We start from the raw sequence: 13,085 nt of genomic DNA on the forward strand, positions 1-13,085 counted from the left end.
GCTGAAGATCTGCCCGGCAGGAGTCGCTTCGTCCGACGCCGGCGAAGAGCGGAACAACGGACAGCCCCCTGCATGGCCAAGTTCAGGTTTCCAGCGCAGCAACGACGCCAGACGGTTGGCCTTGGCCTCCCAGCGACAGCGGGCACCTTCGATCTTCTCGTAGTGTTCGAGTTCGAGCTGGTAGAGACGGATGAGATCGAGCGCGAGTCCCGCGGTTCCGGCGATGCCGATGACCGAGAAATCGTCGGCTGGTCGCACCTTCTCCATGGAGTGGAGGCGATCATGGTCCCGATCGTCGCGCGCCGGTCTCCTGCCATGAGGATGCCCGTGGCGGTGCGGAAGCAGATGATCGTCGTGCCCTCCGGAGCCAGATTCCCCAGATCTGCCCGGCCGTGGTCGGCAGCGCCTCGGGTGCCACGGCTCGGGCGAGTTCGACGAACGAATTGCTCGTCGAACTCAGAATGCAGGAGAGAAATCCTGACATCTCATTGGCCGCCCTTCTGGACGAAGTTGCGCACCGAACTCCTCTGCGTTCGATTCGAGACTCCGTCGATCTCGTCGAGGATCGAATCCACGTTTCTGAGTGTTGATCTGGCCCTGCACGGCCTCAGGCGGTTCCGCGGGTGGTTCTCCCCCCGCCGCCCGAATGGTCTCTCTGAACCTGTTCCTGCGAACTCATTTCGCACCTCTTTCATCGTTCGTCGTTTTCAGTCTATCCACTCCCAGTGGCCTGCAGCAGTGCCTGTGAGTCGTGCACTTCAGCCAGTCTGTCCTCGAGGAGTTCACGGTTGCCCTTGAGCGGTTCGCTCATCGGCAGACGCACGATTCCGTACTCCTCTCTGGGCTCGAGGACGAGCGAGTCCCAGCTCGCTGCCACCAGTGAGTCCGAGAATCGGGTCCGGCCAGGGATCTCAGTAGGCCGGGTTCCGTCGGGCGCGGAACCACGGCCTTTTCGACTTCACCATCGGTCGTCAGCCGTCGGATCCGGTCGGCTTTCTCAAGCTTGTAGAACAGACCCTTTCTCGGGCCGAACGTCGTGGTATTGGACGTCGATGAGCGCGAGCTTCGGATGGTCCCAATCAAGGTTCTCCTTCTTTCGGTAGCCTTCGAGCAGCACCCATTTGGCAATCCAGTCGATGGAGTCGGACAGGCTGCGTGGGTCTGTGGCCAAGCCGTCGAGGAATCTCTTCCATTCGCTGAGAACCTCGGTGGTGTCTGCGTCATCTCCGGCGTGTTCGAAGCAGGCCGAGTAGTAGGTGTCCTGGATCTCGAGAGCCGTCATCGAGGTGCCGTCGGACATGGGCAGCTTCGTGCTCAGGCTCAGGTCATGGCTGACGTCCACAGAGCCTGCATCGGGTCGGCGAGTTTCGAGCCTGGGGAACGAGTCCTGCCTCGATGAGGCCGAGCACGAGGGAGGTCGACCCGAATCTGACCAGCGTGGCGGCTCGGCCATTGTGGCATCGCCGATGATGACGTGCAGCCGACGATATTTCCGGATCGGCGTGAGGTTCGTCGCGGGTGTTGACGATCGGCCTGCGCAGGGTGGTCTCGAGGCCCACCTGGGCTTCGAAGAAGTCCGCGCGCGAGGAGATCTGGAAGCCCGCGGTCTCACCTTCGCGTCCGATGCCCACTCGACCCGACCCGCAGAGAATCTGCCGGCTGATGAAGAACGGGATCAGTCCGGCGACGAGGTCGTCGAAATCAACTGCCCGATCAACGAGGTAGTTCTCGTGGGTGCCGTAGGAGGACCCCTTCGAATCGGTGTTGTTCTTGTAGAGGTTGACGGGTTCATCCGTTGCCTCCAGCCTGCGCACCGAGGCCAATGCCACCAGGTCTCCCGCACGATCGAAGGTGACGAGATCACGCGGAGTCAGCACCTTCCGGTGAGAGTATTCCGGGTGGGCGTGGTCCACGTAGTAGCGGGCGCCGTTCTCGGTCACGACATTGGCCAGGTACTGTGCTTCGACGGATTCCTGGGGCATGTGGGTGAGCTGGGAGATGTCGGCGTCGGCGACGTTCATGAAGAAGCCGCGTGCGTCCGCGAGTGGCGATTCGGTGGCGAAGTCCCAGAAGTTCTGTGAGGACCTGAGTCCGCGCGGTCCCGCGTAGGCGTCGACGACACGCGCCGAGTCACGCATCGGATTCGCTCCCGGATTGCCCGGTTGGCTCAGTCCGAACTCGGTTTCGGAACCCATCACACGGTGGACACTGAGCATCTGAACTCCCTCTAACGTTTAGACTCGGGGACGTGGCTGCGAAGAAATCTCATCTCCCGATCGCGTTGATCGTCGACACCTCGTCCTAGTTGTCCTATTCACCATCATCGGTCATTACACACATTCTCATAATTTCGATCCCCAGGGGCTTCTGACCACAGCGTGGCCGTTCCTGGCCGGACTCGGCATCGCCTGGCTGCTCTCGGGCAATCTGGGATCGCCCGATCGCCCCGTTGGCCACGGGGACCGCTGTGTGGGCGATCACCGTGCTGGTCGGGCTCGTCATCCGTGGCGTCACCGGTGCCGGAGGCGACCCAGGACAGGTGCCTGTGAGCTTCATGATCGTCGCCACCAGCCTCAACCTCATCACCCTGGTCGGATGGCGGCTCATCGCCACGGCCGTGACCGGCGGCACCAGCCCACGCCGACGCCGACGCTGATCCGCAGCCGGTGCTGATCCGTACCGGACAGGGCCGGAGAGCCGGCTCAGACCAGGTCTGAGTTCGGATACACCTCGGCGATATCCTTCTCGAGCGGAACCGCAGGAGCTCCACGCGTCGTATCCAGGTGCATCATCCGCAGATGTGTCACCCGCTCGCCCTTGCGACCGGAGATCCGCGCCCACTCGTCGGGATTCGTCGTATTGGGCAGATCCTCGTGCTCGCTGAATTCCTCGGCGATGGCCTCTTCGAAGTGCTTCGGCTGGAGACCGCGCTCACCGTTTCCAGCAGTGATTTGATCGCACTCTTCTTGGCCCGGTCCACGATGTTGTGGATCATGGCTCCGGAGGCGAAGTCCGCGAAGTGGAGAACTTCCTTAGCACCGTCGGCGTAGGTGACCTCGACGAATTTCGTTCTCCGGTGACAGTGCATACATGCGGTCGACACAGAACGAGATCAGGGCCGACACCCCCTCGGCGGGGGTCTCATGACCGGTCTGCACGCTCGCATGCAGGGGCAGTTCTGCGGTGAGGTACTTCTCGAAGATGTCGCGAGCCGCATCCGCATCGGGACGTTCGATGCGGATCTTCACATCGAGGCGTCCCGGACGCAGGATTGCGGGGTCGATGAGGTCTTCGCGGTTCGATGCGCCGATCACGATGACGTTGTCGAGCTGTTCGACACCGTCGATCTCGGTCAGCAGCTGGGGCACGATGGTGGTCTCCACGTCAGAGGACTTCCCGGTACCGCGGGTGCGGAACAGGGACTCCATCTCGTCGAAGAAGACGACCACGGGGAATCCTGCAGAAGCCTTCTCCCTGGCCCGGGCGAAGATGAGACGAAGCTGACGTTCGGTCTCGCCGACGTACTTGTCGAGCAGCTCCGGCCCTTGATGTTGAGGAAGTAGGTCTTGCGGGACTGACCGGCACCGGTCCGGTCGGCCAGAGAATTGGCCACGGCCTTCGCGATCAGGGTCTTGCCACAGCCGGGAGGGCCGTAGAGCAGGATGCCTTCGGCGGTTTGAGACCGTGCTCGGTGTAGAGCTGCGGGTGCTCGAAGGGCAGTTCCACTGCGTCCTTGATCTGGCCGATCTGATCGGCCAGCCCACCGATGTCGGAGTAGGTGATGTCCGGGACCTCTTCGAGCAGAAGCGAAGAGACCTCCGCCTTCTCACGACCTGAAGGGCATAGTGTGTGCGGGAATCGACGACCACGGCATCGCCGACGCGCAGGCCGGCATCGACGAGGTCCTCGCCGAGGATGAAGACCTGTTCGTCGTCGCCGGGAGCACCGACGAAGATCCGGGTGTCGTCGACGAATTCGCGCACATTGACGACGGAGCCGACCGGGGCGAAGGACCCGGTCCCGATGATGACGAGACCTTCCGAGAGCAGGAACATCGGCACCGGCACGCAGGTGTGCCGGCTCCACCTCGGGTCCGACGGCGACACGCATTCTGCGGCCGCCGACGATCACGTCGGCGCTCAGCCCCGATTCACCGAGAGCGATGAGTGTGCCCCAGCTGTTGGGCGGCTCCGTCAGTCGACGGGCCTCCTCCTTGATCCGGTTCAGCTCATCTCGTGCTGTGCGCAGGGTCTTCGACAGGGCTTCATTGCGTTTCCCGGCGCTGAAGAGCTGTTGGCGCAATGACGCAGTGTCCTCGCGCAGTCGTTTGACTTCGGTCGTTGTTTCGGTCATTGGTCCTCCTTCGACCCGGGGGTGTTCGAGGCTTGGCTGGCTGGCTCTCGGTGGTTGGCTTCGAGGGTCGACAGTTCTTGGTTCAACCGTTTTCCCGCCTCACGCATGACGCGGCGCAGCTTCTTTCCCTGTGCGACTCTGGCTCCGACTGCTTCATCGGTGACTTCCGGCTTCGTCCACGCATCGACGTCTTCGGTCGATGCCGGGGTGCCCTGGGGTCGCTTTTTCTTCTCCAGCGGGGCCACTCCGGGTGCCATGCGACGGGCGATGACCAGGAAGCCGGTGTGCGCGATCATCCGGTGGTCCGGCCGCACTGCGAGCCCATCCACATGCCATCCACGGACCATGGCCTCCATGGACTGCGGTTCGCTGAAGCAGTCCCGTGGCACGCAGCGCTTCGACGAAACGGGAGAGCTGTGGGACGGTCGCAACGTAGGCGATGACGACTCCCCCGGGTGCCAGTGCGGTGGCGACTGCGTCCAGGGTGTTCCATGGTGTGAGCATGTCGAGGACAACCCGGTCGACGGTGCCTGCCTCGTAGGAGCGGGGCAGCTCATCGGAGAGATCCGCCACCGTGACCGACCAGTTCTCGGGTCGACCATCGAAGAAGTCGGCGATGTTCCCGCTGCGATGGTGGCGAATTCTCGCGGAGTTCGAAGGAGTGGAGCCTGCCTGTAGGCCCGACTGCCCGCACAGAGCCATCGACAGCGCCCCGGAACCAAGACCGGCTCACTTCTACGACCACTGCACCGGGGAAGATATCGCCGAGGTGACTATCCCGAGTCCTTGGATAGACGCCGCTGCCCCCGCGGGGCATGGACATACGAATCCTCGTAGCGCCGGACTGAAGCCTTCCGTGAGCGCTACGATGACTTCGTCCTGTCCATCCCCGCGGGGCAGCGGTCGTCTATCCAAGGACTCGGACTCATCGTCACCCTCGGCGATATCTTCCCCGGTGCAGTGGTCGTAGAAGCCGGCGTTGGTTCCGGGGCGCTGTCGATGGCTCTGCTGCGGGCAGTCGGGCCTACAGGCAGGCTCCACTCCTTCGAACTCCGCGAGGAATTCGCCACCATCGCAGCCGGGAACATCGCCGACTTCTTCGATGGTCGACCCGAGAACTGGTCGGTCACGGTGGCGGATCTCTCCGATGAGCTGCCCCGCCCTACGAGGCAGGCACCGTCGACCGGGTTGTCCTCGACATGCTCACACCATGGAACACCCTGGACGCAGTCGCCACCGCACTGGCACCCGGGGGAGTCGTCATCGCCTACGTTGCGACCGTCCCACAGCTCTCCCGTTTCGTCGAAGCGCTGCGTGCCACGGACTGCTTCAGCGAACCGCAGTCCATGGAGGCCATGGTCCGTGGATGGCATGTGGATGGGCTCGCAGTGCGGCCCGACCACCGGATGATCGCGCACACCGGCTTCCTGGTCATCGCCCGTCGCATGGCACCCGGAGTGGCCCCGCTGGAGAAGAAAAAGCGACCCCAGGCACCCCGGCATCGACCGAAGACGTCGATGCGTGGACGAAGCCGGAAGTCACCGATGAAGCAGTCGGAGCCAGAGTCGCACAGGGAAAGAAGCTGCGCCGCGTCATGCGTGAGGCGGGAAAAACGGTTGAACCAAGAACTGTCGACCCTCGAAGCCAACCACCGAGAGCCAGCCAGCCAAGCCTCGAACACCCCCGGGTCGAAGGAGGACCAATGACACCGAAACAACGACCGAAGTCAAACGACTGCGCGAGACACTGCGTCATTGCGCCAACAGCTCTTCAGCGCCGGGAAACGCAATGAAGCCCTGTCGAAGACCCTGCGCACAGCACGAGATGAGCTGAACCGGATCAAGGAGGAGGCCCGTCGACTGACGGAGCCGCCCAACAGCTGGGGCACACTCATCGCTCTCGGTGAATCGGGGCTGAGCGCCCGACGTGATCGTCGGCGGCCGCAGAATGCGTGTCGCCGTCGGACCCGAGGTGGAGCCGGCACACCTGCGTGCCGGTGCCGATGTCCTGCTCTCGGAAGTCTCGTCATCATCGGGACCGGGTCCTTCGCCCCGGTCGGCTCCGTCGTCAATGTGCGCGAATTCGTCGACGACACCCGGATCTTCGTCGGTGCTCCCGGCGACGACGAACAGGTCTTCATCCTCGGCGAGGACCTCGTCGATGCCGGCCTGCGCGTCGGCGATGCCGTGGTCGTCGATTCCCGCACACACTATGCCCTTCAGGTCGTTGAGAAGCCGGAGGTCTCTTCGCTTCTGCTCGAAGAGGTCCCGGACATCACCTACTCCGACTCGATCGGTGGCTGGCCGATCAGATCGGCCAGATCAAGGACGCAGTGGAACTGCCCTTCGAGCACCCGCAGCTCTACACCGAGCACGGTCTCAAACCGCCGAAGGGCATCCTGCTCTACGGCCCTCCCGGCTGTGGCAAGACCCTGATCGCGAAGGCCGTGGCCAATTCTCTGGCCGACCGGACCGGTGCCGGTCAGTCCCGCAAGACCTACTTCCTCAACATCAAGGGCCCGGAGCTGCTCGACAAGTACGTCGGCGAGACCGAACGTCAGCTTCGTCTCATCTTCGCCCGGGCCAGGGAGAAGGCTTCTGCAGGATTCCCCGTGGTCGTCTTCTTCGACGAGATGGAGTCCCTGTTCCGCACCCGCGGTACCGGGAAGTCCTCTGACGTGGAGACCACCATCGTGCCCCAGCTGCTGACCGAGATCGACGGTGTCGAACAGCTCGACAACGTCATCGTGATCGGCGCATCGAACCGCGAAGACCTCATCGACCCCGCAATCCTGCGTCCGGGACGCCTCGATGTGAAGATCCGCATCGAACGTCCCGATGCGGATGCGGCTCGCGACATCTTCGAGAAGTACCTCACCGCAGAACTGCCCCTGCATGCGAGCGTGCAGACCGGTCATGAGACCCCCGCCGAGGGGGTGTCGGCCCTGATCTCGTTCTGTGTCGACCGCATGTATGCACTGTCACCGGAGAACGAATTCGTCGAGGTCACCTACGCCGACGGTGCTAAGGAAGTTCTCCACTTCGCGGACTTCGCCTCCGGAGCCATGATCCACAACATCGTGGACCGGGCCAAGAAGAGTGCGATCAAATCACTGCTGGAAACCGGTGAGCGCGGTCTCCAGCCGAAGCACTTCGAAGAGGCCATCGCCGAGGAATTCAGCGAGCACGAGGATCTGCCCAATACGACGAATCCCGACGAGTGGGCGCGGATCTCCGGTCGCAAGGGCGAGCGGGTGACACATCTGCGGATGATGCACCTGGATACGACGCGTGGAGCTCCTGCGGTTCCGCTCGAGAAGGATATCGCCGAGGTGTATCCGAACTCAGACCTGGTCTGAGCCGGCTCTCCGGCCCTGTCCGGTACGGATCAGCACCGGCTGCGGATCAGCGTCGGCGTCGGCGTGGGCTGGTGCCGCCGGTCACGGCCGTGGCGATGAGCCGCCATCCGACCAGGGTGATGAGGTTGAGGCTGGTGGCGACGATCATGAAGCTCACAGGCACCTGTCCTGGGTCGCCTCCGGCACCGGTGACGCCACGGATGACGAGCCCGACCAGCACGGTGATCGCCCACACAGCGGTCCCCGTGGCCAACGGGGCGATCGGGCGATCCCAGATTGCCGAGAGCAGCCAGGCGATGCCGAGTCCGGCCAGGAACGGCCACGCTGTGGTCAGAAGCCCCTGGGGATCGAAATTATGAGAATGTGTGTAATGACCGATGATGGTGAATAGGACAACTAGGACGAGGTCGACGATCAACGCGATCGGGAGATGAGATTTCTTCGCAGCCACGTCCCCGAGTCTAAACGTTAGAGGGAGTTCAGATGCTCAGTGTCCACCGTGTGATGGGTTCCGAAACCGAGTTCGGACTGAGCCAACCGGGCAATCCGGGAGCGAATCCGATGCGTGACTCGGCGCGTGTCGTCGACGCCTACGCGGGACCGCGCGGACTCAGGTCCTCACAGAACTTCTGGGACTTCGCCACCGAATCGCCACTCGCGGACGCACGCGGCTTCTTCATGAACGTCGCCGACGCCGACATCTCCCAGCTCACCCACATGCCCCAGGAATCCGTCGAAGCACAGTACCTGGCCAATGTCGTGACCGAGAACGGCGCCCGCTACTACGTGGACCACGCCCACCCGGAATACTCCTCACCGGTGCTGACTCCGCGTGATCTCGTCACCTTCGATCGTGCGGGAGACCTGGTGGCATTGGCCTCGGTGCGCAGGCTGGAGGCAACGGATGAACCCGTCAACCTCTACAAGAACAACACCGATTCGAAGGGGTCCTCCTACGGCACCCACGAGAACTACCTCGTTGATCGGGCAGTTGATTTCGACGACCTCGTCGCCGGACTGATCCCGTTCTTCATCAGCCGGCAGATTCTCTGCGGGTCCGGTCGAGTGGGCATCGGACGCGAAGGTGAGACCGCGGGCTTCCAGATCTCCTCGCGCGCGGACTTCTTCGAAGCCCAGGTGGGCCTCGAGACCACCCTGCGCAGGCCGATCGTCAACACCCGCGACGAACCTCACGCCGATCCGGCCAAATATCGTCGGCTGCACGTCATCATCGGCGATGCCACAATGGCCGAGCCGGCCACGCTGGTCAGATTCGGGTCGACCTCCCTCGTGCTCGGCCTCATCGAGGCAGGACTCGTCCCCAGGCTCGAACTCGCCGACCCGATGCAGGCTCTGTGGGACGTCAGCCATGACCTGAGCCTGAGCACGAAGCTGCCCATGTCCGACGGCACCTCGATGACGGCTCTCGAGATCCAGGACACCTACTACTCGCCTGCCTGCTCGACGCCGGAGATGACGCAGACACCACCGAGGTTCTCAGCGAATGGAAGAGATTCCTCGACGGCTTGGCCACAGACCCACGCAGCCTGTCCGACTCCATCGACTGGATTGCCAAATGGGTGCTGCTCGAAGGCTACCGAAAGAAGGAGAACCTTGATTGGGACCATCCGAAGCTCGCGCTCATCGACGTCCAATACCACGACGTTCGGCCCGAGAAGGGTCTGTTCTACAAGCTTGAGAAAGCCGACCGGATCCGACGGCTGACGACCGATGGTGAAGTCGAAAAGGCCGTGGTCTCCGCGCCCGACGGAACCCGGGCCTACCTGAGATCCCTGGCCGTGACCCGATTCTCGGACTCACTGGTGGCAGCGAGCTGGGACTCGCTCGTCCTCGACGCCGGAGAGTACGGAATCGTGCGTCTGCCGATGAGCGAACCGCTCAAGGGCAACCGTGAACTCCTCGAGGACAGACTGGCTGAAGTGCACGACTCACAGGCACTGCTGCAGGCACTGGGAGTGGATAGACTGAAAACGACGAACGATGAAAGAGGTGCGAAATGAGTTCGCAGGAACAGGTTCAGAGAGACCATTCGGGCGGCGGGGGAGAACCACCCGCGGAACCGCCTGAGGCCGTGCAGGGCCAGATCAACACTCAGAACGTGGATTCGATCCTCGACGAGATCGACGGAGTCCTCGAATCGAACGCAGAGGAGTTCGTGCGCAACTTCGTCCAGAAGGGCGGCCAATGAGATGTCAGGATTCTCTCCTGCATTTCTGAGTTCGACGAGCAATTCGTTCGTCGAACTCGCCCGAGCCGTGGCACCCGAGGCGCTGCCGACCACGGCCGGGCATGATCTGGGGAATCTGGCTCCGGAGGGCACGACGATCATCTGCTTCCGCACCGCCACGGGCATCCTCATGGCAGGAGACCGGCGCGCGACGATCGGGACCATGATCGCCTCCCACTCCATGGAGAAGGTGCGACCAGCCGACGATTTCTCGGTCATCGGCATCGCCGGAACCGCGGGACTCGCGCTCGATCTCATCCGTCTCTACCAGCTCGAACTCGAACACTACGAGAAGATCGAAGGTGCCCGCCTGTCGCTGGGAGGCAAGGCCAACCGTCTGGCGTCGATGCTGCGCGGAAACCTGAACTTGGCCATGCAGGGGCTGTCCGTTGTTCCGCTCTTCGCCGGCGTCGACGAAGCGACTCCTGCCGGGCAGATCTTCAGCTTCGATGTCACCGGCGGCAAATACGAAGAGCATCGATTCCATTCGATCGGCTCCGGCTCCGGCTACGCGCGTGGGGCGCTGAAGAAGCTGTGGCAGCCCGACCTTCACACCGATGCTGCGATCTCGGTGGCCGTTGAAGCCCTCTTCGATGCCTCTGATGATGACTCGGCCACCGGTGGCCCTGACTTCGTCAGACAGATCGCTCCGACGATCTTCACCGTTGACCTTGAGCACGGGGTTATCGAGATCCCTTCGGCCGACGTGATGTCTATTGCCGCTGAGGTCATCGAACGTCGGACCAGAAAGGCACAGTAATGAATGAGGCACGCCCATGAGCCAGGCACCGTTCTACGTCTCACCCGAACAGCTGATGAAGGACCGGGCCGACTTCGCCCGCAAGGGCATCGCCCGGGGTCGGTCGGTCGTGGTGCTGCGCTACGACGAAGGCATCCTCCTTTTGGCAGAGAATCCTTCTCCGACGCTGCACAAGATCGCCGAGATCTACGACCGCATCGGCTTCGCCGCAGTCGGCAAGTACAACGAGTTCGAGACGATGCGCCAAGCCGGTGTGAGGTACGCGGACCTGCGAGGATATTCCTACCACCGCAGCGATGTCACCGCGCGGGGGCTGACGAACGCATACGCGCAGACGCTGGCCGGGGTCTTCACGACCGAGTCGAAGCCCTTCGAGGTCGAACTCGTCGTCGCTGAGCTCGGACTCACAGCCGAGACCGATCAGCTCTACCGGCTCAGCTACGACGGTTCCGTGATGGATGAGACCGAACATGTGGCGATCGGGGGACGGGCCGATGACATCACAGCAACGCTGAAGGACCTGTCCACCTCGGTGCTGCCGCTGCGCGAGGTCTTCGACCATGGTGTGCGCGCTCTTGCCTCCGCGGCATCCGGCACATTGCCGACCCAGGACCTCGAGGCAGCCGTGCTCGACCGGAATGCAAGCGGACACCGCACATTCAAGCGACTCAGTGACGCCATGATGGCGCAGCTGCGGGAGGACTGATGGCCAGAATCTACGGACTCGAAACCGAATACGGGCTTGCCCATTCGGCAGGAGAGGGTGACCGACGCATCGGTCCCGAGGAGATCGCACGCTATCTGTTTCGACCCATCGTCGAATGGGGACGTTCCTCGAACGTGTTCCTGCCCAACGGTTCCCGGCTCTACCTCGACGTCGGCTCGCACCCCGAATATGCCACCGCCGAATGCGATAATCTCAGCGATCTGCTCACACAGGACCGCGCGGGCGAGTCCTTGATGATCGACCTGCTGAACCAGGCACAGTCGAGCATCGAGGCCGATGGACTCGGCGGCCGTATCCACATGGTCAAGAACAACACAGATGCGGCGGGGAACTCCTACGGCTCCCATGAGAACTTCCTCATCCGCCGCAACCTCGATTTCAACCGTCTGACCACGGTGCTGCTTCCCTTCCTCGTCTCCAGGCAGCTGCTGGTGGGTGCCGGTGCGATCATCCCCGCACAGTCGTCCTTCCAGCCCGACGTCGAGGCGAACCGAGCAGACATGATGTTCGGGCTCTCGGCACGTTCTGATGTGATGTGGGAGGGACTGTCCTCGGCCACGACTCGTTCACGCCCGATCATCAACGCTCGAGACGAACCGCACGCAGATGCGGAGAAGTACCGTCGTCTCCATGTCATCGTCGGTGATTCCTCGATGTCGACAGCCACCTCGGCGCTCAAGATCGGCTCGGCCGTGCTCATGCTCGACCTCATCGAACAGGGCGCACGCATCCCCGAACACGGTCTGCGCCACGCCGTGCGCGATATCCGCCTCGTCGCCAGGGACCTCACCGGCTCGGTGCAGCTCGAGCGCACGGACGGGACGACGATCACGCCGCTGAACCTGCTCACCGACTACCGCGACCGTGCTCAGGTTCTCGTGCAGAAGGGAGACCACAGCCTCGGCGACGATGGGATGGCCGAATACGTCATCGACCTGTGGACCCGGATGCTCGAGGCGATTGCAGCTCAGGACTTCTCCGCCGTCGACCACGAGATCGATTGGGTGATGAAGAGACGCTCATCGACCGGGCAATGGCCCGCGGCATCGACGATCTCACGGATCCGCGGATCTCTCGCCTCGACATCGCTTATCACGACATCACCCCCGACACCGGCCTGTTTCCCAAGCTGGAACGCTCAGGTTTGGCGAAGAACCTGGTCACGCCCGAGGCACGCGAAAAGGCGAAGGACGTCCCACCGGCGTCCACCCGGGCAGCCATCCGCGGAGAATTCGTCCGTGCCGCCCATGCCGCACGCCGTGACTACACCGTCGACTGGGTGCATCTGCGACTCAACGACGAATCCGGCCGTGCCGTGGCGCTGAAGAACCCCTTCGAGCCCACGCACCCACAGGCTGATGCTCTCATCGCGGGCCTGTAAGATCTTCGCTTGTAAGATCTCAGTGATCTGGTCTTGAACGAAAGGAAACACGTGCGCACCAAAGTGCTCGCCGTCATCGCGGCCGCCACACTTCTTCTGTCCGCCTGCGGACAGGTGAGGAGGCGGAGGACACGACAAGCGCCCCGCCCTCTGTCTCGGCCGAGGACGCGAAGTCGACCAGCCTCGACGACATCACGGTCGACGGCAAGGTAGGTGAGAAGCCGAAGGTCAGTTTCGACGCACCCCTGGTCGTCGACA

Annotated in this window: 14 protein-coding genes and 8 pseudogenes; 11 read left to right on the forward strand and 11 right to left on the reverse strand. The window is 62.9% G+C overall.

The window, feature by feature from the left end; translation table 11 throughout:
• The 5 genes and pseudogenes from HX613_RS20050 to HX613_RS20070 all read right to left on the reverse strand — a co-directional run.
• Positions 1-484: pseudogene (locus HX613_RS20050) on the reverse strand (proteasome subunit beta); the annotation flags it as partial.
• Position 485: 1 nt separating this feature from the next.
• Entirely contained in the window at positions 486-695 is a 210-nt protein-coding gene (locus HX613_RS20055; protein WP_235346947.1) for a ubiquitin-like protein Pup, read from the reverse strand.
• A gap of 17 nt (positions 696-712) precedes the next feature.
• A complete protein-coding gene (locus HX613_RS20060) occupies positions 713-877 on the reverse strand; it encodes a hypothetical protein (protein WP_235346948.1) in 165 nt (54 codons plus the stop codon).
• Between the two features lie 120 nt (positions 878-997).
• A complete protein-coding gene (locus HX613_RS20065; protein ID WP_442862624.1) occupies positions 998-1,342 on the reverse strand; it encodes a proteasome accessory factor PafA2 family protein in 345 nt (114 codons plus the stop codon).
• Positions 1,326-2,216, reverse strand: a complete 891-nt coding sequence (locus HX613_RS20070; RefSeq protein WP_442862625.1) for a proteasome accessory factor PafA2 family protein — start codon at positions 2,214-2,216, stop codon at positions 1,326-1,328. Before HX613_RS20070 ends, HX613_RS20065 begins: the two co-directional genes overlap by 17 nt.
• A 106-nt stretch (positions 2,217-2,322) precedes the next feature.
• On the opposite strand from HX613_RS20070, the pseudogene HX613_RS22870 reads away from it, so the two are divergent.
• Positions 2,323-2,656: pseudogene (locus tag HX613_RS22870) on the forward strand (DUF3054 domain-containing protein).
• A 142-nt stretch (positions 2,657-2,798) separates the two neighbouring features.
• Complete coding sequence (locus HX613_RS23115; RefSeq protein WP_235346950.1) at positions 2,799-3,050, forward strand: hypothetical protein; 252 nt, start codon at positions 2,799-2,801, stop codon at positions 3,048-3,050.
• Here HX613_RS23115 and HX613_RS23120 read toward each other — a convergent pair.
• The 4 genes and pseudogenes from HX613_RS23120 to HX613_RS20100 all read right to left on the reverse strand — a co-directional run bounded on the left by HX613_RS23120 (position 3,033) and on the right by HX613_RS20100 (position 4,700).
• A pseudogene (locus tag HX613_RS23120) lies at positions 3,033-3,664 on the reverse strand (AAA family ATPase). The gene HX613_RS23115 and the pseudogene HX613_RS23120 overlap by 18 nt on opposite strands.
• Positions 3,665-3,887: 223 nt before the next feature.
• Positions 3,888-4,055, reverse strand: a pseudogene (locus HX613_RS23125) (hypothetical protein); the annotation flags it as partial.
• Between the two features lie 52 nt (positions 4,056-4,107).
• Positions 4,108-4,353 (reverse strand): annotated as a pseudogene (locus tag HX613_RS23130) (proteasome ATPase); the annotation flags it as partial.
• Entirely contained in the window at positions 4,350-4,700 is a 351-nt protein-coding gene (locus tag HX613_RS20100) for a hypothetical protein (RefSeq protein WP_235346951.1), read from the reverse strand. The pseudogene HX613_RS23130 and the gene HX613_RS20100, both read right to left, overlap by 4 nt.
• On the opposite strand from HX613_RS20100, the gene HX613_RS20105 reads away from it, so the two are divergent.
• The 4 genes and pseudogenes from HX613_RS20105 (at position 4,699) to arc (ending at position 7,711) form a co-directional block, all read left to right on the forward strand.
• Positions 4,699-5,031 (forward strand): hypothetical protein, encoded by a 333-nt coding sequence (locus tag HX613_RS20105; protein ID WP_235346952.1) that lies wholly within the window; start codon positions 4,699-4,701, stop codon positions 5,029-5,031. The genes HX613_RS20100 and HX613_RS20105 overlap by 2 nt on opposite strands.
• A 171-nt stretch (positions 5,032-5,202) precedes the next feature.
• Positions 5,203-6,145 (forward strand): annotated as a pseudogene (locus HX613_RS20110) (tRNA (adenine-N1)-methyltransferase); the annotation flags it as partial.
• A gap of 280 nt (positions 6,146-6,425) precedes the next feature.
• Positions 6,426-6,788, forward strand: coding sequence for a hypothetical protein (locus HX613_RS20120; protein ID WP_235346959.1), 363 nt, complete (start codon positions 6,426-6,428; stop codon positions 6,786-6,788).
• Entirely contained in the window at positions 6,686-7,711 is a 1,026-nt protein-coding gene (arc, locus tag HX613_RS20125) for a proteasome ATPase (RefSeq protein ID WP_235346953.1), read from the forward strand. The genes HX613_RS20120 and arc overlap by 103 nt, the downstream gene beginning before the upstream one ends.
• Before the next feature lie 46 nt (positions 7,712-7,757).
• Here arc and HX613_RS20130 read toward each other — a convergent pair whose 3' ends face one another.
• On the reverse strand, positions 7,758-8,162 hold the full coding sequence (locus HX613_RS20130) for a DUF3054 domain-containing protein (protein WP_235344273.1): 405 nt from the start codon (positions 8,160-8,162) through the stop codon (positions 7,758-7,760).
• A gap of 53 nt (positions 8,163-8,215) precedes the next feature.
• On the opposite strand from HX613_RS20130, the pseudogene dop reads away from it, so the two are divergent.
• The 5 genes and pseudogenes from dop to pafA all read left to right on the forward strand — a co-directional run bounded on the left by dop (position 8,216) and on the right by pafA (position 12,827).
• Positions 8,216-9,732 (forward strand): annotated as a pseudogene (gene dop / locus HX613_RS20135) (depupylase/deamidase Dop).
• Positions 9,729-9,920 carry a ubiquitin-like protein Pup gene (locus HX613_RS20140; protein ID WP_235346954.1) on the forward strand — a complete coding sequence of 64 codons (192 nt, stop codon included), beginning with the start codon at positions 9,729-9,731 and terminating at the stop codon, positions 9,918-9,920. The pseudogene dop and the gene HX613_RS20140 overlap by 4 nt, the downstream one beginning before the upstream one ends.
• Position 9,921: 1 nt before the next feature.
• Positions 9,922-10,719, forward strand: a complete 798-nt coding sequence (prcB, locus tag HX613_RS20145; RefSeq protein WP_235346955.1) for a proteasome subunit beta — start codon at positions 9,922-9,924, stop codon at positions 10,717-10,719.
• Positions 10,720-10,735: 16 nt separating this feature from the next.
• A complete protein-coding gene (gene prcA, locus HX613_RS20150) occupies positions 10,736-11,425 on the forward strand; it encodes a proteasome subunit alpha (RefSeq protein ID WP_235346956.1) in 690 nt (229 codons plus the stop codon).
• Positions 11,425-12,827 (forward strand): annotated as a pseudogene (gene pafA / locus HX613_RS20155) (Pup--protein ligase). The gene prcA and the pseudogene pafA overlap by 1 nt, the downstream one beginning before the upstream one ends.
• A 73-nt stretch (positions 12,828-12,900) precedes the next feature.
• Here pafA and HX613_RS20160 read toward each other — a convergent pair.
• Positions 12,901-13,085: hypothetical protein (locus tag HX613_RS20160; protein ID WP_235346957.1), on the reverse strand; the 185-nt coding region annotated here is incomplete at its 5' end.

It is taken from the genome of Brevibacterium sp. UCMA 11754 (genome assembly GCF_021532275.1).
GTDB lineage: Bacteria > Actinomycetota > Actinomycetes > Actinomycetales > Brevibacteriaceae > Brevibacterium.